Origin of the sequence: Pseudomonas baetica (assembly GCF_019733355.1) — a bacterium.
In the GTDB taxonomy this organism is placed as follows: domain Bacteria; phylum Pseudomonadota; class Gammaproteobacteria; order Pseudomonadales; family Pseudomonadaceae; genus Aquipseudomonas; species Aquipseudomonas baetica_A.
This window is the reverse complement of the sequence record NZ_JAIHLQ010000002.1, coordinates 198,352-220,732: the sequence shown is the minus strand read 5'-3', so window position 1 is coordinate 220,732 and position 22,381 is coordinate 198,352. Positions and strand designations below refer to the sequence as shown.

Annotated in this window: 31 protein-coding genes and 1 pseudogene; 3 read left to right on the top strand and 29 right to left on the bottom strand. The window is 58.1% G+C overall.

The features are described from left to right. Nucleotides 1-82 precede the first annotated feature (82 nt). The 3 genes from K5E40_RS02785 to K5E40_RS02775 all read right to left on the bottom strand — a co-directional run bounded on the left by K5E40_RS02785 (nt 83) and on the right by K5E40_RS02775 (nt 1,379). On the bottom strand, nt 83-649 hold the full coding sequence (locus tag K5E40_RS02785; protein WP_221729583.1) for a tail assembly protein: 567 nt from the start codon (nt 647-649) through the stop codon (nt 83-85). An 89-nt stretch (nt 650-738) separates the two neighbouring features. Beyond that, complete coding sequence (locus tag K5E40_RS02780) at nt 739-1,083, bottom strand: hypothetical protein (protein WP_221729501.1); 345 nt, start codon at nt 1,081-1,083, stop codon at nt 739-741. An 11-nt stretch (nt 1,084-1,094) separates the two neighbouring features. Continuing rightward, complete coding sequence (locus K5E40_RS02775; RefSeq protein ID WP_260455487.1) at nt 1,095-1,379, bottom strand: outer membrane protein assembly factor BamE; 285 nt, start codon at nt 1,377-1,379, stop codon at nt 1,095-1,097. Nucleotides 1,380-1,513: 134 nt separating this feature from the next. On the opposite strand from K5E40_RS02775, the gene K5E40_RS02770 reads away from it, so the two are divergent. Together K5E40_RS02770 and K5E40_RS02765 are read left to right on the top strand one after the other, a co-directional pair. Next, nucleotides 1,514-1,798: a hypothetical protein gene (locus K5E40_RS02770; protein WP_221729499.1), complete on the top strand. Its 285-nt coding sequence runs from the start codon at nt 1,514-1,516 to the stop codon at nt 1,796-1,798. Nucleotides 1,799-1,881: 83 nt separating this feature from the next. Beyond that, complete coding sequence (locus K5E40_RS02765; protein WP_221729498.1) at nt 1,882-2,466, top strand: hypothetical protein; 585 nt, start codon at nt 1,882-1,884, stop codon at nt 2,464-2,466. A gap of 152 nt (nt 2,467-2,618) precedes the next feature. Here the strand turns inward: K5E40_RS02765 and K5E40_RS02760 are convergent, their stop codons facing one another. From K5E40_RS02760 to K5E40_RS02670, 19 genes are all read right to left on the bottom strand, one after another. Further along, a complete protein-coding gene (locus tag K5E40_RS02760) occupies nt 2,619-3,383 on the bottom strand; it encodes a C40 family peptidase (protein WP_221729497.1) in 765 nt (254 codons plus the stop codon). Between the two features lies 1 nt (nt 3,384). Then, nucleotides 3,385-4,134 carry a phage minor tail protein L gene (locus tag K5E40_RS02755; protein WP_221729496.1) on the bottom strand — a complete coding sequence of 250 codons (750 nt, stop codon included), beginning with the start codon at nt 4,132-4,134 and terminating at the stop codon, nt 3,385-3,387. A 9-nt stretch (nt 4,135-4,143) separates the two neighbouring features. Continuing rightward, nucleotides 4,144-4,482, bottom strand: a complete 339-nt coding sequence (locus K5E40_RS02750; RefSeq protein WP_221729495.1) for a phage tail protein — start codon at nt 4,480-4,482, stop codon at nt 4,144-4,146. Next, nucleotides 4,482-7,940: a phage tail tape measure protein gene (locus tag K5E40_RS02745; RefSeq protein ID WP_221729494.1), complete on the bottom strand. Its 3,459-nt coding sequence runs from the start codon at nt 7,938-7,940 to the stop codon at nt 4,482-4,484. Before K5E40_RS02745 ends, K5E40_RS02750 begins: the two co-directional genes overlap by 1 nt. Before the next feature lie 10 nt (nt 7,941-7,950). Beyond that, nucleotides 7,951-8,244, bottom strand: a complete 294-nt coding sequence (locus tag K5E40_RS02740) for a DUF1799 domain-containing protein (protein WP_221729493.1) — start codon at nt 8,242-8,244, stop codon at nt 7,951-7,953. Between the two features lie 17 nt (nt 8,245-8,261). Continuing rightward, a complete protein-coding gene (locus tag K5E40_RS02735; protein WP_221729492.1) occupies nt 8,262-8,651 on the bottom strand; it encodes a phage tail assembly chaperone in 390 nt (129 codons plus the stop codon). 3 nt (nt 8,652-8,654) lie between these two features. Beyond that, nucleotides 8,655-9,311, bottom strand: coding sequence for a phage tail protein (locus K5E40_RS02730; protein ID WP_221729491.1), 657 nt, complete (start codon nt 9,309-9,311; stop codon nt 8,655-8,657). Between the two features lie 70 nt (nt 9,312-9,381). Beyond that, a complete protein-coding gene (locus K5E40_RS02725; RefSeq protein WP_221729490.1) occupies nt 9,382-9,798 on the bottom strand; it encodes a phage tail terminator-like protein in 417 nt (138 codons plus the stop codon). Continuing rightward, nucleotides 9,795-10,391 (bottom strand): hypothetical protein, encoded by a 597-nt coding sequence (locus K5E40_RS02720; RefSeq protein WP_221729489.1) that lies wholly within the window; start codon nt 10,389-10,391, stop codon nt 9,795-9,797. Before K5E40_RS02720 ends, K5E40_RS02725 begins: the two co-directional genes overlap by 4 nt. Further along, on the bottom strand, nt 10,388-10,756 hold the full coding sequence (locus K5E40_RS02715; RefSeq protein ID WP_221729488.1) for a hypothetical protein: 369 nt from the start codon (nt 10,754-10,756) through the stop codon (nt 10,388-10,390). The genes K5E40_RS02720 and K5E40_RS02715 overlap by 4 nt, the downstream gene beginning before the upstream one ends. A 16-nt stretch (nt 10,757-10,772) precedes the next feature. Next, entirely contained in the window at nt 10,773-11,276 is a 504-nt protein-coding gene (locus K5E40_RS02710) for a DnaT-like ssDNA-binding protein (protein ID WP_221729487.1), read from the bottom strand. Between the two features lie 57 nt (nt 11,277-11,333). Beyond that, complete coding sequence (locus K5E40_RS02705) at nt 11,334-11,924, bottom strand: hypothetical protein (RefSeq protein ID WP_221729486.1); 591 nt, start codon at nt 11,922-11,924, stop codon at nt 11,334-11,336. 45 nt (nt 11,925-11,969) lie between these two features. Then, nucleotides 11,970-12,932 carry a major capsid protein gene (locus K5E40_RS02700; RefSeq protein ID WP_221729485.1) on the bottom strand — a complete coding sequence of 321 codons (963 nt, stop codon included), beginning with the start codon at nt 12,930-12,932 and terminating at the stop codon, nt 11,970-11,972. A gap of 12 nt (nt 12,933-12,944) precedes the next feature. Continuing rightward, the gene (locus tag K5E40_RS02695; protein WP_221729484.1) at nt 12,945-13,673 is read right to left on the bottom strand and encodes a hypothetical protein; all 729 of its coding nucleotides are present in this window, start codon (nt 13,671-13,673) and stop codon (nt 12,945-12,947) included. A gap of 82 nt (nt 13,674-13,755) precedes the next feature. Next, nucleotides 13,756-14,841 carry a minor capsid protein gene (locus K5E40_RS02690; RefSeq protein WP_221729483.1) on the bottom strand — a complete coding sequence of 362 codons (1,086 nt, stop codon included), beginning with the start codon at nt 14,839-14,841 and terminating at the stop codon, nt 13,756-13,758. Beyond that, on the bottom strand, nt 14,816-16,231 hold the full coding sequence (locus K5E40_RS02685; protein WP_221729482.1) for a DUF4055 domain-containing protein: 1,416 nt from the start codon (nt 16,229-16,231) through the stop codon (nt 14,816-14,818). The genes K5E40_RS02690 and K5E40_RS02685 overlap by 26 nt, the downstream gene beginning before the upstream one ends. Further along, the gene (locus K5E40_RS02680) at nt 16,228-17,529 is read right to left on the bottom strand and encodes a terminase large subunit domain-containing protein (RefSeq protein WP_221729481.1); all 1,302 of its coding nucleotides are present in this window, start codon (nt 17,527-17,529) and stop codon (nt 16,228-16,230) included. The genes K5E40_RS02685 and K5E40_RS02680 overlap by 4 nt, the downstream gene beginning before the upstream one ends. After that, nucleotides 17,516-17,977, bottom strand: coding sequence for a DUF2280 domain-containing protein (locus K5E40_RS02675; protein WP_122706967.1), 462 nt, complete (start codon nt 17,975-17,977; stop codon nt 17,516-17,518). The genes K5E40_RS02680 and K5E40_RS02675 overlap by 14 nt, the downstream gene beginning before the upstream one ends. A gap of 31 nt (nt 17,978-18,008) precedes the next feature. Then, nucleotides 18,009-18,632, bottom strand: coding sequence for a putative metallopeptidase (locus K5E40_RS02670; RefSeq protein WP_221729480.1), 624 nt, complete (start codon nt 18,630-18,632; stop codon nt 18,009-18,011). A 73-nt stretch (nt 18,633-18,705) separates the two neighbouring features. Here K5E40_RS02670 and K5E40_RS02665 point away from each other — a divergent pair, with 73 nt between their 5' ends. Then, nucleotides 18,706-19,053: a hypothetical protein gene (locus K5E40_RS02665; protein ID WP_221729479.1), complete on the top strand. Its 348-nt coding sequence runs from the start codon at nt 18,706-18,708 to the stop codon at nt 19,051-19,053. A 12-nt stretch (nt 19,054-19,065) separates the two neighbouring features. Here the strand turns inward: K5E40_RS02665 and K5E40_RS02660 are convergent, their stop codons facing one another. The 7 genes and pseudogenes from K5E40_RS02660 to K5E40_RS02630 all read right to left on the bottom strand — a co-directional run bounded on the left by K5E40_RS02660 (nt 19,066) and on the right by K5E40_RS02630 (nt 21,882). Further along, nucleotides 19,066-19,314, bottom strand: a complete 249-nt coding sequence (locus tag K5E40_RS02660) for a hypothetical protein (protein ID WP_221729478.1) — start codon at nt 19,312-19,314, stop codon at nt 19,066-19,068. Continuing rightward, a complete protein-coding gene (locus tag K5E40_RS02655) occupies nt 19,311-19,499 on the bottom strand; it encodes a hypothetical protein (protein WP_221729477.1) in 189 nt (62 codons plus the stop codon). Before K5E40_RS02655 ends, K5E40_RS02660 begins: the two co-directional genes overlap by 4 nt. Next, nucleotides 19,496-19,687: pseudogene (locus K5E40_RS02650) on the bottom strand (hypothetical protein). The gene K5E40_RS02655 and the pseudogene K5E40_RS02650 overlap by 4 nt, the downstream one beginning before the upstream one ends. Beyond that, entirely contained in the window at nt 19,687-19,917 is a 231-nt protein-coding gene (locus K5E40_RS02645; RefSeq protein WP_004573849.1) for a hypothetical protein, read from the bottom strand. The pseudogene K5E40_RS02650 and the gene K5E40_RS02645 overlap by 1 nt, the downstream one beginning before the upstream one ends. 59 nt (nt 19,918-19,976) lie before the next feature. Further along, nucleotides 19,977-20,309, bottom strand: a complete 333-nt coding sequence (locus K5E40_RS02640; protein WP_085731213.1) for a phage holin, lambda family — start codon at nt 20,307-20,309, stop codon at nt 19,977-19,979. A gap of 55 nt (nt 20,310-20,364) precedes the next feature. Then, a complete protein-coding gene (locus tag K5E40_RS02635; protein ID WP_221729476.1) occupies nt 20,365-21,288 on the bottom strand; it encodes a DUF1983 domain-containing protein in 924 nt (307 codons plus the stop codon). Between the two features lie 318 nt (nt 21,289-21,606). After that, nucleotides 21,607-21,882: a hypothetical protein gene (locus K5E40_RS02630; RefSeq protein WP_150729362.1), complete on the bottom strand. Its 276-nt coding sequence runs from the start codon at nt 21,880-21,882 to the stop codon at nt 21,607-21,609. Nucleotides 21,883-22,381: the final 499 nt, after the last annotated feature.

The following is a 22,381-nucleotide window of genomic DNA, read 5'->3' as shown; positions in this document are numbered from 1 at the left end:
TATGGATGCTTGCCAGGTACATTCGGACCTCAAACTTTAGGAAGCAACTGCGGCCTTTCGCCTCCCCCAAGTCATAAACCTCTTACACTTTGTCTTCAGCCAAGATAGAGGCCGAGATGATCATTCCGCCCCACCGGCGCTCGCCGATGCAGATTGGTACCGGGTTGCCGCTGGCTGTGGTGTTTTTGGCGCTGCCGAAGGCGTAAGACGGGGAGTTTTCGGGGGCTGCGCTTTGCTTCAAGCCCGCGGCTTGCGGGCTGAGCATTTGGATGACACCACCGGCTGTCATTGCGAGACCGGCCGAAAAAAGTGATGGGCCGGCACCACCCGCAAAAAAAGACGCGGCAATCAGCACGACGCCGATAATTGTCTGAAGTACACCTGCGCGTTTGCTTCCTGAAATGACTGGAACAATTCGGATTTCCTGAGTGCCCCCAAGTGCGAAATCCTTCTCGCCCACGTTCTTCCGGTTTCGGAAAATCGCGAATCGCATACCGCGCCGATCCAGATCCTTGATAGCCCCTTCAAACCCGTCGATTGTGCATTTCAATGCCTGGAACGCTTCGCCGACTGATTTAGTGCCAAGTTCGCGATAATGCACGCGCCCGAAGAGTCGTGCCAAGGGACCAGATAGCAGAATGGTGGTCATTGACGGTTTCGAAATCGCTGCTGCTTTCACGGGTTTTCTCCTGACGAAAAAAAACCGCCAAATTGGCGGTTCTGATTAAACTGATCCGTTCACAAGCATTCGCGAACAGCTGCCTCAAGCGCTCCGCGGCCCCACATTTTTGACCATGGCATCCGCTGATACAGCGAGACTTTGCTACCTGCGCCATTACTGGAAATCTCAAGAACCTCATCGGTCGTCATGTCGGTAGCGACGACCAACCGATACCCGCTCTCTGTTTCAGACATTGTCGAGGTCGAGCGCTGCTCCTGCCACTTCGGAAACACACACAGAGCGTACTTCTTGGCTGACTTGTTGGTGGAAGCACTGATGCTCGGATCGTTCTTCTTCACATCTCCGGGCGACGAACACCCCGCCAGCAGCGCTACCGCCAGCGCTCCTACGATCAATTTCATGCAGGTCACTCCTATTTAAAGCTGGCAGGGATTGATGGAACTTCGACGACCTTACCGTCGACCATTCTGAATGAGATCACACGACTCGCCCCGGTCATCCCGTTCGCATGACTCCACACCCACATTTGCCCATCAGCTCGGGACACTACAGAGTACGGCAGCCCCATGATCTGGGTCACTTCATCCTCGGTCATCCCGACCTTCACCTTTCTGGCTTCGTCGTACGAAAAATTTGTCCCGGCACAGCCTGAAAGTGCAAACGCCAATACAGCAGCGGCGGCGGCGAACTTGATCATCCTCATGGCACGTCCTCATCCTGAAAGCACGGACTTTATCACCGGAACACCGCTGTACGAATCATCAGTAACACCCCGCCAATCTCCGATAGTAGCCTCATGCCTTCACAGGCAATGACAAGGACAGCGGCGACATGGGAATTAACAAAGATCGCGCGGCGGCGATTAATAGAAAAATGTGCGCACCCGGCGCCGATGATTTCGGAGTCTGCGTTGCTCGCGCAGCCCTGATTGAAGAGCTGGGTTCTACCGGGATGCCAGTCTCAAAAATCATTTCGGCACATCTCCCCCTTAACCGAGATCGACCGGTCACCCAGAAAGATGTGGACTACATCAAGGAATTGGCCGACGAGATAAAAAACAGCGACGAGGACACGCTAGAGAGAATTTCCGTCGTTCAAAGTGCGGTGTTTATTTAGGACGAATAACCCCAGTCCTTTGCCTGCAAGCCCAAGGACTGGGATTGCGCCGATATCGGCGCGTTTATGACCTGGAGGTCAATGTGAGTGACGAGTTTCAGCCGAGAGAGCCCTTTTCTATAGATTGGCCTCGCCAGTACAACGTCGGCCCGTCCGATGCGCACCTGCATGCAATGGGACAGTTCATCGCAAACTACTCCGCAGTGGAGTGGCAGCTTTCCGAACTTTTTGCATTTTTTATGAAGATGTCAGTTACCGACGCTCAAAGGCTTGTAGTGGAAACCAACATGTCCATGGCAGGCATGATCAGGTACGTCCAAGGTCAGATAGCAGATGCCGCAGCGGTCGATAAGAACGCATCCGAGGATTTGCTCGCGACACTAAAGTCTTTCGATGCCGTGGCAAAACTGAGACATAAGATAGTGCATTGGCAATGGGGCTTGAACGAAGGCGAAACTGCATCGTTGACGGATCTCATAAAACCGAGAAGTCCCAAATCATCCAACACATCGCTCAAGCTCAAAGACCTGAGGGATCAGTGCCACAGGCTGATGAGAATCCTCCAAGCGATTACCTTAAATGGTGCAATTATCAAAGGTCATATGACGCGGAAACAGATTCTCGAAATCCGCAAAGATACATCTCCTGAAAAGCTCTTTCGACCGTAGATCTTGATAGTGGCCATTCTCCAGTCTCTTCCAAAACAGCGAGACCTGCTTCAACCATCGCTTTAGAGACTGGAATGTCTTCAGCGCAAATTGCTTTCTGAGCAGCGCTCAACAAGTGAACATCCATAAAAACTCCCAATCCCCCTACCGCATCATGTGGCTGGCTGGACGTCTTTGTGCCTGAGAATCAGGCGCGTGCGATCAAGCCACGGGCCTCCGAACACAATAACCTCCGACGGCCTGCCGTAGAGGTGGTGCAGCAGGAACGGGCCGGGCCCGAAAGTCGCTGCATCCTCGCCGGGCAGTGCCGGATCGGCACCGAGAAATATTCCGGCGTGGTTCGGGTAAACGGTGCGCCCTACTTCCATCACGATCATGTCACCGCGCTGCGGCTGATCGACCCTGTAGAAACCGGCGGCGTCGTAGTTCGCTTCGTACAGGCTGGTGTTGTAATTGCTTTCCCACCAGCCATCGGCACGCTTGAAGGCTTCGAACTCCAGCCCCCACTCGCGCTTGTACCAATCAGCGCAGACCTGCCAGCAGTCCCAAGCACCGTGAACGAATGGCCGCTTGAGCAAAGGCACGTCGCCGGACGGCATGACGGTACGCAGATCGCCCTCGGGCCAACTCAGGATGTGCCACGGCAACGCGGTGGCCTCGCACATGGCGAGGTCGCGCGGTGACGGCCTGCTGGTTGCGTCCGGATGCGAATGAACCACGCCGATCACCTCGCCGATGTCCTCGGCTGCCGCGTACTCCTCCGGATCGATGCGGAACTCTTCATTCGGTTCGGTGGAGATATTTCGGCACGGGAAGTACTGCTGCTTACGGCCCACGGCCAGCAGCAGCCCGCAGCACTCTTTTGGGTAATCGGCTGCCGCGTGCGCCTGGATCGCGCTCAAGATGTGTTTGCGCATATCAGCTCCGTGCGATCAGAGAAACGGCCGGGAAGCCACCGAAAGGCAGCGGATTACCCTCGCCGAAGCGCGGGATGCAGCCCTTACCCAACGTGGCGTCACACTCGTCCAGTTCAGGGTTGTCAGTGGGCACGCCGTCCTTCGTGACGTACCCGCCGGTGTAACCGCAATTCGGCCCGCGATATCCCCCGGTAAGGCACCAGTGACAGAGGGTCGTGGCCTGCCGACCGATGGACTCGTTGCCGACATCGCCCGGGCTGGCAAGCTCCCAGCTGACGCTTTCCCCGTCCTCGTTCGTTTTCTGGTCGATGTACCAGACCTCAATCGTCTCTTGGGTTGGGTCTGCCGTTGGGTTGCCGGCCGGGAAGTTGGCAGCATCGAGGTAAGTGCCCAGCGTGTGCCGCATCGTCAACTTGAACTCGAGCAAGTCTTCGAAAGCCAGACAGAGCGCCGTGATACGTCCGTTGACGTTACCGACCGACAGCGTGGGCCGAACCGCTGTGCCGTCTCCATTCGCCTCGATGCCTTCGATCTGCATCGGCCAGGCGCTGTACTCGTTGCCCTGCCAGTAGATGGCCTTCGCCGGCAATTGATCGGCATTGTCGCCGGCGGCGATCAGCTCGGCCGCCGTGTGCGGAATCGCGTGCCCGTGGAAGCGCAGAACGTCCGCGCCATAGTCCGTGCCGTCTAATTCAAAGAGCAGCACTTCGCTGCCAGGTTCAAGCACCTGGATGTCGCTGATCAGCGGCATGATTGCCCCTTATGGTTGGAATGCCCGCTCAAACGTGGCGGTGAGCTTGAAGACCCCGCCGCCCATTGGTGTGGGAGCGGGATTTTTACAGGTGAATAGCCCGAGCTCGCCGAGCGGCGTTGTCCAGAGGAACGCCTTTGCCCCGGCGTGCCGATCGAGAAACGCCATGATCTGCATCACCTTGGCCTTCTGACCGACGCAGGTAACTGGGTAAGAGTCCTCTTTGTTGTTCGGGCCGTCGCCGACGTTCTGCGCGTAGCCGTTGCCGAACTTCGAGGTGCGCACCCGATAAGTGATATCGGGTGTTTCTCCGCGCTCGGTTGGCCAAGTGAATTTCTCGATGGCCATCAACCCCTCCCATTTGTCAGGCGCCAGATCGAACCGCCTGGCTGTAGCGCTCGGGCAATTGCGGTTTCCGCTTCAGTTTTTGCAGCCTGCTGGATACCTTTACCGAGCTGGTTCGATACCTCTTGCGAAACCCCGCCGCCCTCGCTGCCGGACGTCTGCACCGAGACAGCCACAGGGAAGTTGTAGGTGTTGCCGCCACCGGTACCGGATATTGCGGCCAGCGCCGGCCCACCACCGGAAGTCAGTGGCGTTACGCTGCCGCCATTCGCGCCAGTCATGAGGTAAGACCTGCCGCCCTGATTGAAAAGCTCGGGCCCCTTTTCGTTCACTTCGTAGAAAGTGTTCGGATCGACACCTCCACCAACAGCACGACCACCACCGAAAGACACGGATGCAGAACTGGCATCAAACTGACTACCAAAACTCTGCGCTCCAGACTCCGCCGCGCCAGCCGTTGCAGCACCTGTAGCGCCGCTTCCACCAGTGAAATAACTCGTCGCTGCACCCACTACACTGCTCAGCAGCGCTGAACTGGCCTGCCGAGTGGCAATGCGCGCCATATCCGCCAGAATCGATTTGGTGAAGTCGGCGAACGAAAGCTTCCCAGTCATGGCGAAGTTGACGATCGCGTCTTCCATTGAGCTGAAGGCGTTGGTGAACAGGCTTTTGGTGTGCCCGGCGACGTCTCGCGCTGATTCCAGGTAGCTTTGCCACGCCGACGATGCGCCTAAGCTCCAATCACCCTGAGCTGCCGTCATCTCGTCGTAATTGGCTTGAACCGTATCGTGCAGATCCTGTTGAGTGGTTTTAAGCGCTGCCAGCTTCCGGGTGTACTCGTCGAGGCTCATGCCGCGCGAGCCGTCGCCATATTGGTTGGCCAGATCGAGCTTCTGCTGGTTGAAACGGTCGTCGATGGCGTTCTGCTGATCTGTCAGCCCGCGCTGCCGATCACCCTGGCCAAGCCCTGCCGCAGCTCTCTCCCCCTGCTGACGCAACGTTTCGACTTGCTGCTGCAATGCGTTGGTGTAGGTCTGAACCGCCTGCTCCTGCTTCCTGAGCCGACCTTGTTCATTCTTCGCCAGCACATCCAGTTCGCTGTCCGCCGCCTTCTGCGCCTTGATCATGTCAGTGCGCGCGTCGTCGATCTTCTGGTCGAGTTGAATGCGCTGCTCGGCGGAGGTGCTGGCCTTGGCCTTCGCCGCTTCAAGCGCCGCAATCTCGGCCTCATAAGCGGACGTGACCTCATCCCGCTCGTTGCCGATCAGCGCCTCGCGCTTCAATAGATATTCCTGCTGCGAGATCAGTCCGGCCTTCTGCGCGGCATCCAGTTGTTTCTGGGTGTTTGCGTATTCGGCCTGGATTTCCTTGAGGGCATTCTGTGCGGCGTTGTAACCGGTGAGGTCGACAGCGCTGGCAGACGGCCCCTTCTGATCCTTGTTCTTGTCCTTGATATTCTGAAGCGTTTTCGCGACGAAATCGGCCTGGACTTTGGGGTCGTCAGGGTTGGCCTTTCTAAGCACCTCAACATCACGCAAATAGGCTTTCGTAAGCTTGTCGCGTTTCTCTGCGTTGGTCAGATTCGAGTCGCTGATCTGCTTGAGTCGCTGCTCGGCTTCGATACCCTCTTTCTGGGTTCGAACTTCATCTTCTTGAACCTTTACCCGCTGCTCGCTGGTGTAAACCATGAGCTGGAGTTGATAAAGCTCCTGTTTCGAATCCGCCAGTTTCTTTGCTGCGTCAGTGTCGTAAGGCGCAGCATTCACGGCGCTCTGTGCGTAAGCAACACTTTGCTTGAGTTCGGCGATACGTTTTGCCGGCCCTTCGTCACGCCCGATGTTCTTGAGCGCATCGAGCGACTTCTTGGCTTCATCAGTGATGCCCTTCCAGGCCTTTTCGATGGTCCCAAGGTTTTCGGTGATCTCGTTCGATCGACTTTTGACCGTATCGGCGTAACTGTCGGTCAGCAGCTTCGCGGCACCGATGGTGTCGCCCTGCTCCTTCAACGCGACAATCTGCGAGTAAACGGAAGCAGTCAGGAAGTGATACTGATCGTTCAGCTCTTTCGCCGCAGCGACCGGGTCTTTGGCGATTTTGACGAACTCGGCAATAGTCGCCTCAACCGACGTTCCGGTGGCATCCTCCATGGCTGCCGCTGCATCAGCGATATCCTTGAAACTTCCGCTGGCAATCACGCCAGACGAAGCTAGCAGCGTGAGCGATGCAGCGGCTTCACCAGTGGTGCCATTGGTGGCACTTACCTGCTGGGCCAGATCTGCCAGTTGCCCGGCAGTCGTTCCAGCAGCATTGCCGGTAAGAATCAGAGCCTTGTTGTATTCGTCAGCCTCTTTGCTGCCCTGGCTGTATCCGTAAATCAACGACCCGACGGCGGCGGCTGCCGCAACTACCGCGAGCGCCATCCCTGCGGCTCCCAACGTTACGCCGCTCATTGCTGGACGGATTGCGCCTACCGCGCGCTGCGCGTTCTCAGCCGCTTCAGCCGCTGTGTTGGAGCTTTCAGCAAGATCGGACAGACTCTCCCCTGCTTCGCCCGCATTCTCGGCGACCCCCTTCGCATTTATGGCGATATCGGCGAGCGATTCGCTCAATACCGCAGCACCGGCGCCGCCAGTGAAAAGCGAGCGGAATTTATCCTTCAGCGCCTCAAGAGTGGCACCTACACCACCGAACGAATCCTTGATCTGCCCGCCTTGCTGGATGAGCACCAACAAAGGGTTTTGCCCGCCGGCCAGGCTGGTGAAAATGTCCGTGAATTGCGCAGGCAATTGGCGCAGAGCCGCTTCGGTCTGCTTCGAACTGACGCCAGTCTTTTTCAGGCCGTCATCAAAGTCACCAAGCTTCTGCCGTGAGGCATCGATGCGGGTCGAATACTCGCGAAAGGTGTCCGCGTCGATCAGGCCGGCCGCCTTGTACTTCTGAAGTTGTGCCTGCTGCTGATCCAGCTTATCGAGAGCCGCGATGGCGGGATTGATTTTGCCTAGGAGCGCTTGCAGCCCTTCTGCTTGCACTCCCGTGGCAGCCGCTGCTTTCTTGGCCGCTTCCGCCTGCTTATCAGTCGACCCAACCAACGCGTCGGAATCAGCTTTCAATCTGCGGGCGAGTGCAGCAAGACTAGCTGCCGACGAACCAGTCGCATCCATCGCAGTCGAGCTTGTGCCTACGCTGGTAGTAAGGCGCTGGTAATACTCGCTCGAATCCAGAGAGGCCTTGGCCATCGCCGTCAGACGCTTCATAGCGTCGTCGGTGGACTCGGACAGTTTGCCTTCGGCCGTGGCCAGACCAGTGGACGCGGCAGCCGCTTTATCGAAACCAGCCGCCACACCATCTGCTGCTTTCTCAGCCTTCGCGCCGGCCTGCGCCAGGCGCTCCAGATCAGTAGCCGCCTGGACGGCCTCACCTGAATCTACGGCAAGGCCTAATTGCGCAATTGTGCCCGACATGAGTGCTCCATTACTTCGATTCGCTCATGACGAGCAGGGCCTCGACCTCCATTGCCTGAAGGTCTGGGAAAATCTCTCTGAGTTGTTTTCTGGATGTGCCGACGAAGTCGGAGACGTCTCGAAGAGCTGTGTAATCAAGGCCGGTAGCCCCGCCCATGCCGGTGCGCCATTGAGTAGTCATGGCGTTGAAGAGCACGAAGGCCGGCCAGTTTTCAGCCAGCACTTCGCACTCTTCTTCAGGGATGTCAGAGAGCGACAACCCGAACGCCGCCAAGTCCGCTTCAGATGGACTCGGCTGGTACATCAGGCGGGCGACCTTCGTCAGTTTCCCAATCGAACTGCTGAGAACGCTTTTTGGTAAGCGTCAACAATCGCGTCACCGGCACCGGCCGAGGTTTCAACAAGCGCGCGGATCGAGTCGGCGCTCAGCTTGTCTTCAAAGCCCCAGCCCGTGACCAGTTGGGTCACCTGCTCAATCTGCCGTTCGACGTGAGAGTCGGTGATCTCGATCAGAGTGAGGTCGTCACCCTTGGCCTTGAAACGCTCCTGATCTTCCTTCGCGCTTTCCTGCCAGCCAGCGAAGAGCTTTGCGAGCTCCTTGCGATCGCGATACTTGAACTCAAACGGCACTTTGATCGTGGTGCCACCGACGCGAGGAATATCGACGTCGGCTTTGAAGGTAGGATTTTGGGCAATCTTAAACTTGGCCATGGGCTATACCGCCGCCGCGTAACGAGCCGGGCGACCAGTCAATGCGACACTGATAACGCGAGTCATCAGGTTGTTACGCGACATGGTCGGAGTCGACGTGATCGACACGTAGCCGTTGTAAACGATGCTGCTGCCGCCCGGCAGGTTCAGGCGTAGAACACGCGGCTGCTTATCATCGTCAGCAGCTTCGCAGACATCGACATAGGGCTTGGAAGGATCGTCTGCGACCGTGATGGAAAGCGTGATCGGGTTCTTGGTGGTCGGCATCTGCCGATCATCATCGTCAGCCAGGAAGCCGTAAGTCAGGAACTGCTGATCGCCACCGGTGGAGTTCAGTTCGGTGATCTGCGAGATCTCGGTGAACGAGGTCACTTCGCGCGCAGAGCCGACGCCTGAACCTGCTGGGTATTGCTGCACGTTGGTGGTGTTCACGCCGCCCAGTGCGAAGGTGCCGCTTGCGATGTCCGCAACCCGAACGGCTCGGCCGTCGAGGCGCGTCCATCCGGAGTTGACTGCGATGATGTCGCCTTCGGCCAGGCCGTGCGCCAAAGCTTCGGCCACTGCCGGGTTTGCGTTGCTAAGTGTGGTGAACGGGATTGCAGTGCCGTAGGCGGAAGCAATTTCGAAAGTTGCGCCGTTGGGCATTTGAATGCCAGCCATTGGTGTTTCCTCTTCTCAGAAATGACAAAACCCGCTCAATGGCGGGTTCTGGGTTTGCCCAATGGGCGGATTAGTTGGTGTCGGCGCGGTACTGAAACGACACGGGCACAGTGAACGTCGTGTCGTCAGGAATGCCAGGGCCGGGGTCGACCGGCGTCATGGTCACCACTGTCAGCGCGCCCTTTGTGTTCCGCTCGTACAGCGGGAACAAGGCGGCGATCTGGTCAGCCAGCGCACCGGCCGCGCCACGGTACTTGCCGGATGGAATGACGATGCTGACCTGAAACACGCCGGTGTACAGCTTGTGGTCGCCGGCAAGCGTGTTGCTTGCGGTGTCGGCTGGCAGAGTGAATGCTCGCAGGTAAGTGACGCCGTTGACGGGCGTGTAAGCCTCGTTCTCCACGACGACCTTCAGCGGTACCGGCAATGCTTTAGCCCAGTTGATCAGCCTGGCTTCGAATATCGAAGCGATGAGGTTATGGCTCATACCTGGTTGTTCCTGATGGCCTCCAGCACGATCTGCTGGAAGCGGGCCACGGTAACGCGGACCATCCCGCTCGGTGCCTGGGTCGAATGCCCAAACTCCAGCGGGATGGCGTATCCAAGGCTGTTGGTGATGTAGCAGGTGTCACCCGCCTTGAACTCGATCGCGCCGGCAACGATCCGCGCCGTTGATTTGGCCCCGTTCGGGTCGACTTCTTCGGTCGTGGTGCTATCCGGCGAACCAATGTTGAACATCCAGTTGCCCCGGAACCGACCGCCGACGTAGCCACTCGGCGCGCTGATATCCATGCCGTCGTGAAGCTTTCGCCCGGGCTTGAGCCGGCCGGCCTTCGTCAAATTGGCCGGATCATTCCGCAGTCCGCTGTTGTGATCCTCGACAGCCTTGTTGTACTGACTCGCGACGGCGTTCTGCGCCCAGATCTCGGGGTTTCCTACCGGTGACATGCGAATGAGGCTGTTGCCAACCTCGATGATGATCTCGCGAAGGCTGGCGTCGATGGCCTCCTTGGCCTGCGCCGCGAACTCGGCGAGACTCAAAGCGAAACTGCCGGACTGGCCGGCGCCCGCGCGGCTCACGACCGCACCTGCAATTCGTAGAGGATTGGTGTGCCGGCCGGGTTGATCTCTTTCAGAGGCGGGACAATTGACCAGGTGCGGCCTTGGACGATGACCTTGTTCAGCAACTCAGGCACCCACTCCAGCCCCTGCGCGGCGATCTTCAGCTTCTTGTCGCCCTGCTTGATGAGGCTGTTGTTCTGGAATTCTTGGCCGGTGAAGTCGAGCAGGATGCCTTGGGCGGTTTGCTCTTTCGTGGTGTCGGGCGGTGCGGTGCCGGCATCCGGATCGTACTCGCCGACGGTGGTTGCCCGGATGATCACGGGCTGGCCGAACTCTGTGATCATCTCCAGAGCCATCACGGCCATTTCGTCGTAGAAGGCCATGGTGGCTCCGTTTCAGCTATGCGCGCACTGCGAACAGCCCGCGCTTCTGTAGGTAGTCAGCAAACTGGGTTGCACTCGGCCGGTCTGGCGCCGCAGGCAATAGTCGGCCACTGGTGTTCGGGATAGTCGCGTATTCGCGAGTTACAGCGCCCTCGACTCGCTCAAGCGTTACCGCGCCTTTGCGCTTCTCGATCGGGTCGACGTCGTCAGTGTGGATCTCGGCGGCCAAAGCCATCTGGCCGTACTGGATCCGCGCCGGCAGATAGTTGTCGGGCTTGATTTCGTAATCCAGTTCGACGGCACGGCGCGGCCAGGACAAGGCTTGCTCGCTGTTGGACTTCCGCCCTTTCCACGTCATGCCATCCATTGCCAGCGCGGCCCGGCGCAACAGGGCTTCCTGTGCTGGCACTTCCGCCGGGATGGTCACGCCGAACTTCACCGCGTACATGGCCAGGTCTTCGGCGGATGCGTAGCTTTCGGCGTCAGGCTTTCCGGTACCGTCCTCGATGATGAGAGTCATGAATCAGCTCGCTGTGGTGTTCTGGATCGGGCGCCGCGTTGCCGGGCACCCGGATTATTACGCCTGCTGCAAATCGGCAACCGCCTTTTCCAGCGATTCTACCGAAGCATTCGCCCGATACGTCACGTTGGCAGCGTCGAGTAGCGCTTTGAGGCTTGCGATCTTCTCGGCATTGTCGGCCGGTTCCACTGCTGCCTTGAGGCGTTCGACTTCAGCGCGGAGAGATTCAACCTCGCCCGCCAAGTTGTCACGCTCACCCGTAAGGGTTTCGAAACCCTCATGAATGGCTTTCAGCGCACCGAACAGGCGGATCGGCAATTCGCCGGCACCCGGGTGTTCCAGCTCCGATTGCCCCTCGGCGGCTTCGATTAGTCGCAGTATGCCGTCGCGCTCGGCGCGCAGCGTAGCGTTGTCTCGCTCCAGGCTGGCAATGACCGCACCGCCACCCAAATCAACCGGCTCGCTGATCAAAGGCTTCGTCACCGAGACTTCGACGCCAAGCGCCTCATAAGCCTCGACCACCTTCGGCCAGTCGCCAATCACAACTGCATGCGTCACACCCGCTTCAGGCCGATCGAAGTGGGCTGGATTGCGGTACCGCTTTTCCGGATCGAAGTCCGAATTTTGAGTGGAGTAAACCAGTTCCATAAAAATCTCCGTAGCGGCCATCGCTGACCGCTGTCAGGGCAAGTATCAGCCGCCGACTGGTGGCGTGGTGGTCAGGGTGATCAGCACGCCAGCAGTCACCTTGTTGCTGTTGGAATGCTTGACCCAGTTCGCAGCCGAACCCACAGCAGCAAGCGTAGGGTTCGCGCCGCCAGCGGCTTCCTTCCAGCTGTAGCCGAGAACATCGATGTTGACGGTGCCTTCAGCGCGGTAGCCGATACCCAGGTTCTCTTCGTCGTTCACCGCGTACGAACGGAAGCCGGGCGCTTGAGATTCAGTGATCACCACAGCGTTTGGCAGAAGGCCGAAGATCACATCTGCAGGCGCGGTGTCAGTGACCAACACCGGTTTACCGAGAGTGCCTGGCAGGCCGCCGTAGATGACGACACCCGCCTCTTCGTAGACCTTGTTCGCGATCGCCTCATCGACGATGTCGAAGTAAGCGCTGGAGTGCATGACCCACAGCGCGATGCGGCCGAACTTGTCGCCGAACTTGCGCATGCCGCGGGTCAGGGTCTTCTTGCCGTCGGTCTCGATGTTGGCCGAAACCACCATGTCAGCATTGGAACTGATAGAGGCGCGCAGCGCAGCAGTGGCGTACTGGATGAAACCTTCCAGAGTGGCGTCAGCAACGTCGGCGCCGATGATCTGGGAGAACTCGTCGACCGGGCGCCCGCGGCGCTTGAACGCCTCTTCGGTGGTCTGGTATGGGCCGTACTTCCACGGCGCTTTGACGCCAACGGCCTCACCGGCGCCGATCTTCTTCGCGGTCACTTTGCCGGTGGAGTTGACGTCGCGATGCTCCAGCGAGCCGCCGATCTTGTAGAACGAGCGCTTGCGGAAGTCGCCTTCGATCAGCTCGTTGTCGAGCACGATCGCACCATTGGACGATGCGTTGAACACATCGAGGTTGTCCTGGACACGCTCCAGGTATGCGGTTTGCGCCTCATCGTTGTAGATGATCAGGTCGCTGTTCACAGTCGTTGCCATGGGTGAATCCCCTTACTTGGGCAATTGTAGGTATGCGGTTTGGCCGTGCTTGCGCTGGTAGTCGCGTTTTTGCTCGGCAGTCATTTCGGAGCGCTTGAATGCAGCCTGGCCGCTACCCCCGCCCGGGGCTTGTGTCCCTGAGGCCCTTGGCCACAGATGAGATGCGCTTTCGCGCAGGGATTCCGCCCATTCGAGCGGTGTCAGAGGGGTCTTGCCGTCTTTGCCGAGGATGACCTGACCGGATTCATCAACGGCGACCGCTTCGCCCTCTTCGTTCAACGAGAACACGCCCTTGGCGCGCAGGATGATGTCGTCGGTTGCTTCCGGCAGTGCGCCGGCTTTAAGCGCTGCACCGCGTACCGAATCGCCCAGGACTTTGCCCTGGAACTTGACGGCAAATGCTTCGGCTTTTTCTGCGCGGGCAGTGATGGCTTTCAATTGCTTGTCGGTATCGGCTCGCAAACGCTCGGTGCGGCGATTGAATACCTCGTCGACCTTGCCCTCTGTCAGGAGCTTGGTTTCTTCGTCCTGGCCTGCCCGGCTGAGCAAGCCTTTGACGGCGTCGATATCGATGCCTTCAAACTGGGTTTCGAACTGGGTCAGCTTGCCGGTGGTGTCTTTCAGCTTGCCCAACAACTCCGTATTTTTGGTTTTCAAACCAGAAACGGATGCTTCAACGGCAGTCGCGATAGCGGCCTTGATTGCCGGGTTTTCCAGGTCGATTTCGTTTTCTTCTGCCACGTTGATGCACCCCTTGGGTATGTTTTTCCCGCTTTGCAGGCAATAAAAAACCGCCCGAAGGCGGCTGATTGAATTTGTTCGGTTAGATACCAGCACGCTCGAATGCCAGCGGCTCGAGCCCTTTCATTTCCGCCAGCGTCAGCGGCGCGAAGTTGCGATCAAGCTGCAGTTCGGCAAAGCGCTCGACGCTTAGTCCCCCTTCACGAAACAGCCTTGCCCTCAACGGGCCGATAGCCACGTCTTGGAACGAAGCCGGCTGCTGCTGAAGCCAGTGGTAATAGTCCAGACTCGCGCTGACCTGGCCTGCACCCTCGGCCCCGACTGAAGCCCGCGTAGCACCCTTGGCGAACATCTCGCTGAGCTTGGTCAGCAGAATGAACGTGGTGCGACAGTTCGGATGAAACGGCGGCCGAGGGCCGGAATCAACCGGAAACCGTCGCTTATCCATCGACCGACACTGCTGGCTGGTCTTGCTGTCCAGCGTGGCAACCATCTCGACTTCGGACACGATGTCCGTATTGGCCTTGGCCACCTCCATGCGCGCCTGAGACGACACATGTTGAATCGCGGTGTGCACCACCGTGCTGGCATTGCGGTTGGTGGTAGCGAGAATGCCGTCCTTGTATCCGGCCGACTTAGTGCCGCGGATGTTGCGGATGATCTGGAAGTTCGTATGCCCTTCGAAGAAACCCTGCCGGATCGTGCCGGTTACGCGCTCGCGCTCGGCAGTGGTCCAACCCTTGATGAACGACTTCAGCAGCTTACCGCCGCCAGTGCCGCGCACGCTGAGTGGATTCGTCAGCACCGCCGCCCTGATGGCCGCAGCCGTCGGCGCTGAAACATCAAACGACACGCCGACCGGCGCGGACTTGGCCAAGTTCGTAGCCTCAAACTCGGCTTCGTAGTTGGCGATGTCGATCAGGTCGAGGCTCAGTTGCTCGCTATACCGGTCGAAGATGCCCAGCAGCAGGCTATCCACTTCCTTCAGCAGCGCCTCAAGCCGTTTGACGTTGTACTCGGTCAGGTCCGATTGAGTGAGCCGGTCGCGGATCGAGCGATCAATCTCCTTGAGGAAAGGGGCAAACTTGCCGACCTCCCCTGCCTTCAGCTTTTCGAGGAAGACTGCGTGCCGGATCGTGGCATCAAGGATTGCTTGGTTTGCCGCCATTTGGTGTTACCTCGTCATCCAGGCCCAAGCCGTCGCTCTGCTCTTGAAGCTCGCCATCAATCTGCTGGTCAGTGCGCTCCGGGGCAATCAAGCCCAGCTTGCGCAAATAGGACCGCAGGTCAGCTTTCGCGAATCCGCCGTTCTGCCACAAGCCAACCAAGGCCGTGATCATTTGCGGATCAGCCGTCAGCTCGACGAACTCCTGATTGATTTGGTACGCGACCTTGTCGGTGATGCCCATGTAAAGGCCGCACCACATGAGCGCTCGGGTGTAGGCCTCGCTGACGTTTGCCACGCAGCCGGCCAACACCGATGTCGACGCAGACTGATCGCCGCGGGACTCGGTAGCCGTTTTGGCCGCCAGTGACGCAACGACCATTCGGGCGCCCAGCTCGATCATCATTTGGTTCTTGTCGGCCATGGCCTCCTTCACCAGAGTGTTCGGCAGTGGTTGCGCGTAGCCGAACTGGCCGCCGACGGGCAGCATCATCGGCGCCCGGGAACCGACGTAAACACCATTCTTCTCCATCCAGTCGCGCCACTGCTCATCCAAGCCAGAGATCCACGGTTGAGCCTGGCCGCACCAGAAGACACTGTCTTCGTAATCAGCGCTGTTGCGGTAATGTCCCAGGTTGATCATTGCGATGTCGTACAGCGGCGACTCATCGATAGTTGGATCGTTGTTCTGCGCGCCTATGAAGGTAAACGGGATTTCCTTGAGGCGTCCGGTAATGCCTTCCGGCGCGAATGTTTCGGTCACTTCAAGAGGTCCGCCACCTCTCGGACCAGAGCGGCGCCAAACTCGGCAGACGAATCCTTCATCCTCAAGCGCAAGTTCGCGGAACTGCTCGACAGCTTTGAACCCGAAACCGTCCTCGATCTCGAGCATCTCCCGCAAAACGACCAGCGTTAACACGTTGTGCCCGTCCACCATGCCGGTGCGCCAGTTGATGATGTCCTCAGCGCAGTACGACAGGATCACCGAATGACCACCGACACCCGCATCCTGGTGGTAATCAACGTACAGGCCGTGACGACCCGCCTCAAGAACCTTTTCCAGCGTGCCTTGCGAGTGCTGGTAGATGCTCACCCCGGATCCGTTGGCGTTGTCCTGCAAGTACTCCAGCTTCTTCGGCGCAGTGAGCGTTGGGTCTTTGTGGAAGGCCAAACCCAGCAAACCGTTGCGCGTGTGCCCAGTGGCGTTTTTGAACACGGCTCGCTCGCGGTAAGCCTTGTTGCGGTCAGCGTTCTCCGGCGACTTGTCGTGAGCGTTGATGTACGGCAGCCGCGACACCACGCGGTGCTGGCCGGCGCAGACATCGCGCACAGTCGCCCAACGGTCCAGCACTTCGATGTAGTCCGCACGCTTGAAGGAGACGTCGTTGCTCATCGGGCGAATCCCATTTTGATAGCGGTGACCGGCTTGATAATCGGGTACTCGCGGTGAATGAAGTAACCGCCGCCGTCGTTGGCGTGGTCGTTGCCTTGGCTCTTATCTGGCTCGCCATTGGGCGCCCAGATCTGCTGCTCCAGCCCATCGGCGTATGTCGGACAAGTGAACGGGTTGATCAGGTAACGCCGCTCGCCTTGCGCGTTGCAGAACATGGCGTTCATGGCATTGATCCGATCCTTCACCGGCGGGTTGGCCGCCGGCGCGATGACCGTGAACCCCGCCTGTTTGAGCATGGCGATATCGGTGAGGCTGGCATTGACCGACTTGCGCGAATCGCCGGAGGCGTCCGGGTAGATCCGGATCTCGCAGGTCTTTTTGTAGTCGTTGCCGGTGTGTTCCCAGTACCGCTCTTTGATCCGACGGATCATGTCCGGTGTGTCATAGCCATCCATCAACTCGTCCACGGCGCGCGGCAGGCCCTGATCACGTTTGACATGGGTGATCGCCGCCATCTTGCCGACGTTGAAGTCCATGCCGATGAACAGCGGCTCGCCGGGCTGGACCGTGTCGAAGCACTGGTTCAGCTTGCGGTCGTAGGCGTGGTAGATCGACCCGGACGTCAGGTTGACGAACTGGCCGTTCAGGTAAGCGCGGATCAGTTGCTCGGGGTACGACTCCATCAACGAGGCGATGTAGTCGTCAGGCAGGTTCAGCTCGTTGTCGAAGGTGCTGGCCTGGATCAGGCCATACATTTCCTTCAGCGCTGGCTTGTCGCGTAACTGCTTTACGAACTGGAGGAAGACGAACTTGAAGCCTTCAGGCGTCGTTGTCACGTCTACGCCGTTTTTCAACCCGGGCAGGTTATAACGCATCCGGGCAATGATCTTTCGCCAGGCCTGCTGCGCCTTGATCGACGTCAGCACGTCCAGCTCGTCGACCAGAGCGTGACCAATCTTGAAGCCGACGATGGTCTGCGGCTTCTCCATCGACCGGCAAATCACAGTACCGCGATACTGCCGGCCGCTGTAAATGTGAACCTCATGATTCGCTTGGTTGATCTTGGTCTTCAGCCCCCAATCGTAGGCCACCTCCTCCATCGTTGGATAGAAAATGTCTCGAATCTGCGGGTAAGTCGGTGCGAAGTAACCAGCGTTGACGCCGGGCCACTCCATGAAATGCTTGCTCAGTGCTGAGCATCCGACCCAGGTCTTTCCGGAGCCGAATCCAGCAACGAATGCGCGAAACTTGTGGGGTAGCAGGAGGAACTGCGATTGCGGAACGTTAAGGCTCGGCATTCGGCTTCCTCGCATCCACTACGTCAACCTGAATGCGCGTCGGAATCGCAGGCTCATCGTCTGGCTCGTCCTTCCGATTGCGATTGACGTAGACATCACCCACTTCCTTTGCGGCCTGCTCGAGGATCTGCATGGCCAGGCCGATGTTCTTCATCGTCTCGGCGCGCTCAACAAACCGGTTCATTGCGCGGAGCCGAAACGCTCGGTTGGCGATCGGGATCTCGGCGGTTTCTTCGCGAAAACGCTTTCGGGCATCTTCAAACATCGTCACCCAGCGCTTGGCCAGGCCTTTCCCTGATGTCTTTGTCGGGTCGTGTGTCTCCACCTGTTGGCGGGTCACCGATATCCCGTATTCCTTTTGGACGGCTTCAACAACCTGTGAAGGCGTGTCGAAGCACGCCAAGGCCTGAACGATAAAGGCCTTCACGTCGTTTTGAAGGGCTGCCATAGATTTTCATCCGTCCAGAGCCTGTCCAGAATCAGGCCGACTTGAGCAGACAGGTTCCGCAGGCCCTCGATATGTTCATTTTCCCTACCTCAGCAGGATTGTTTGCAGCGTCCACCAGCTCTTGAACTGCCGGGCTCGCTCCGTAGCGGCGAACCACACCGACGAACTCTTCAACGTCGTGTCCGCGCATCTCAAGCTTGGGTAATCCGTCCTGGGTGAACGCTGGCTGACCGTACTTATCGGTCGCTTGGGCGATGTGATACAGCTCGTGCTCGACCAGTGCGCAAAAGTCAGCGTCGGAGCAGTCGGCGCAGTAGTCGGCAGCCAACGTGATGATGTAGGCCGGAACATCGCCAAACCAATCCAGCATCTGCTGTTCCATCCGGGCTTTCTGCCAACCGCCGGCGCGGAACGCTACCTGCTCGGCCTGCCCCACAACCGTCCGCCCCTTCTTCGTAAAGGCAGCAGACGCCCACATCACGCGAATGTCCGCATCGATCAGATGGGCGTGCTCTTCGTTGTGGATGCTTCCGGTTTCGGCAAGGATCTCGGCTTGCAGCCACTCCCACACCTCAGGCGCAGGGATCAGGCGCATGCCGAAATCGGACAGGTCGGACAGCTCAAGCAGTGACGCTGGAGGGAGCGGCCTTTCCATTGGTCACCTTGAGCTTGAGATAGTGGCGCGTTGCCGGTATTGGTGAGAATCATCCATTGAAGGACCCATCGCCATGGAACCAAGATTCAAAGTACTCGACACTTTCGACCTGCCGTCAGGCGCTACTCACTATCGGATATATGACAGCAAAGATCGTGGCAACTCGAATAAGTATGGGGCTTACAAGAATAAGGCTGAAGCAGATGCCATCTGCTCCAAGCTAAATGCACAAAGGTTTCAAGTAGTCCCACCTCAGGAGATCAAGCTTGTGCCTGGCTTTGTTGTTTCGGATGCAGACTACGTACCCGCTTTTGTCGCGATCAATTACCACATCATCGACAGCATAACGGGAGACTACACTGGCGACCATTTTGAAACTGAGCCTGAGGCCGTCGCTCGTGCAGCAGAACTGAACGCCTAATCCCTTATCAAGTCATTCCGGATTGAGCAGAACCTCAATCAGCTTCTGCTCACCCAGGCGCATGGCGCCCAGACACTGCAGGTCGTCGCACTTAGGGCCTAGCCCGAACACCGTCACTTCGCCTTTCGGCCCCATGAGCGTCAGCGCGCCTACAGTGCATTCGGGATGCACGCCGGCATCGAGGTCATCTGCGATCTTGCGCAGCGTCTTGGCAGCATCGCGCCAGCCCTCACGCTTGAACTCAACGAGCTTTGCGGTCATGCAGTCACCTTCTGAAACCACTCTTCAATGATCCGGCGCAAAACCGGCTCGGTCAGGATGGCCGATGGGTTGTCACCGGCGATCACAGATCGCACCAGGTCACAAGGCAGCACGTGGACGCCGTCATCAGCCGTCACCGTCAGGTGCGGGCGCTGGTCAGCGATGTCGTGAATGTCTGCGGTCATGCCTTCACCATGTTATGGGTCTGTGCGTGGGCGTGCCCGTGAAGCTCGGCGACGATCAGGCCCTGTGGAAGTCAGGCAACCTTGGCAGCGTCGATGGCCTTGGCGATCGCGCTATCCAGCTCAATCAGCGCCTTGTTGATGTCCTGGCTCAGCAGTAGCGCGTGGCGCAGGCGAGTTACGTTGGTCATCAGCTGAAAGGGTCGGCGGGTTTAGCGATCGAGCGAACGAACCACATGAAGCCCTGCTGGAGATTGGTCTTGGCCAACGCCAGCAATCGGGGGTCAACACCTTCAATCTGGCCGATCTGCTTGAACAGCTCGCCGGCGTCAGCTTCCAGAGCCTTGATCGAGTTCATGCCGTCGATTTCAGACTGGGTCAGGTCGCGGTAGCCAGTGATCTTCTTGTGCTGGTTATCCATGTCGCTCTCCTCGTCGCGTGTCGCGACACAATTTGCTGATTCGCGAAACGTGTCGCGACTTACTCCGCCTTGCGGGTGGGAAGCTTAAAGTCAGTCACCCGGTCCGCAATGTTGCGGATCTTTTCTACGCCTAAGAAGCCAACCCAGCCCCCCGCGAATGTAGCCATGCTCTGTGGCAGGCCGAAAAAGTCCAGGCCGCTGATGATGGTCAGTGTCAGGCCGCCGCAGATGGCGCCTTCCACCAGCATCTGGCGACGGGTGCCGCCACCGTAGGTGATCCTCAAGACGGCCATAGCGCAGGACAGCGCAGCCGCATAGAGGATCGGCGAATGCTGGCTCAACCACGCAAGCGCTATCGCCCATGTGTCTGGTTTGTCTGGCATGTTTGGCATCTCTGTTCCTCCCCAGTTAGGGAGCGAAGGAATTGGTTGTTGTCCCGTCCTGGGATCAGTTGGCGTGCGGCCGGCGGAAGCGGTTCGATTCGAGATTGGTCAGGCGGTGATCAATTGATGCGAGGCGGCGATCCAGTGCAAAACAATCGGCATCGTCGGCACCCCGCTTAGCTAAGTTGTCCAGTTTGATTTTCTCGATCTCCGATTTCAGCTCACGGCTCAAAGTGGTGTCGCTGATGATGCCGGCCAACAGTTCAATTACGGCTACGGCACCTTTAGCCTGTGCCCGCTCAAACTCGGACGACTCCTTGATGGCGAAGCGGTCAGCACTGACCAGGAACTGCGAACCGAGGCCGATCCCGGCCGCGACGTATTGTCCGCCGGCGGTGACCCGCATCTTCACCGACCAATTACTGACGATTTTGGCGCGGGCGATCGTGCTTTCCTTGATGAACGCCTCGTTCAGGTAGGTCGTACCGTCGACAACGACGAAAGGCTTCGCAGGCTGATCAGCATTGCCATGCTCAGGCTCTGTTGTGTTGAGGTTGCCAAGCCGGTACCGAAGAATTCCGTTATGGAAAACGGAAGTGACGCCGCCTTCGTATTTAATCTGAGTGCCAGCGCTCTTCGCCTTCTCAAGGCGGTCGACCAACTCCTCTTCGGTTTCGAGGCGCGAGTAGCTCAGGAAAAGGCGCGGGCTGAACGAGCCATCGCCGTAGCTCGCATCGAACTCCTCAAACTCTGCAGCGTGCCGGTATTCCTCCGGCACCTTTTGCAACTCGGCCTCCATGAACTGAACCAGGTTGGCGGCATTCTTGGGCAGGTCGTACTTGCTGTAGCTAGCGACCTCTACCGACACCATCTGGCGCTCGGGAGCTTTGCTCGCGCTACCGAAGGTGCAGGAGTTGATTTCGAACTCGCCGGTTTGCTTGTTTAGCTTCCAGCCGGAGACACCCGGCACATAGTCGTTGCTTTGCATCGGATGCTCCTCAAACGAAAAAGCCCCTGCGAATGCAGAGGCCCTGAATAGGTGCGCTCGTCTTTCCGAGCTGTCGGCCAAAGGCCTTCTCAACGTCGACGCCCCTTTGCATCGATCTCGCTGATCCAGTCTCGCGCCACCCCGACAGCATGGTGAGGTAAGGGTGCGCGGGCTGCCGGCGTTGATTCCGTACGTCGCACTATCCGGCTATCGACGTCCAGGCCTTCCCGAGGGCTGTCCTGGCTACAGATAAATTTGAGGCATAAAAAAGCCCCGCACAGTGGAGGGGCTTCGAACACTCTGGCGAGCGAAAACGAATTAGAAAGCTTGCTGAGTGCCTGCGATGAAAACGACATAGCCAGCATGAATGTTCTGGGAATCGCCATTCTTGATCACAACATAAGCCAAATCGTCAGCCGAGTCAGGATCTTCATGCATGTTACGCCACGCCTCTTTCAGATCCCGCCAGTCTGCGATTGTGACGCGCTGCTTTTCAAAAATAGCCAGCATTTCCCAGCGGTCGATCCTCACAACTCCCTCATGCCACAGCTGGTCGAGCTTGTGACGGAGCTGATGCTTATGCGCCTGATTCATTCAAATATCCTCACCATTAATCGTTAAATTGCGATCAGTGGCGAGAGAATCCCATGCACGCATAATTCGCGCAATATATTTTTAATATTTTTTATATCAAATCAATTAATATTGAGAGAAAAGAGGCTTGCGCTGTCCGCAAAAAAACCCGGCGCGGTGGCCGGGTTTCGGTATTGGTCGTGCCAGACAAGCGACACGGTTTTACGCGTTGAGCATCCTCGGCGTTACCGAGGTGCTCGAATGGTCAAAGCAGGCAGGTTGTTGACGTAGAAGGCCGTTGATGCGTTTGCGAGGAAATTTACCAACGTTTTCTTAATGAGTGTCTTCATACGCCCTTCTCCTTCTTGTCCAGGTTGTTGTGATGCGTTTGGTGTATCGATGCGAGCCTGCAGGAACCAAAAAAACAATACCACTGCCAGCCCTCCAAACATCAACAACCCGCCAGCTCCGAAGCCGCAGCTTCCTGCCCGGGCCGCCACTCCTCGATACGCGCAGGAAT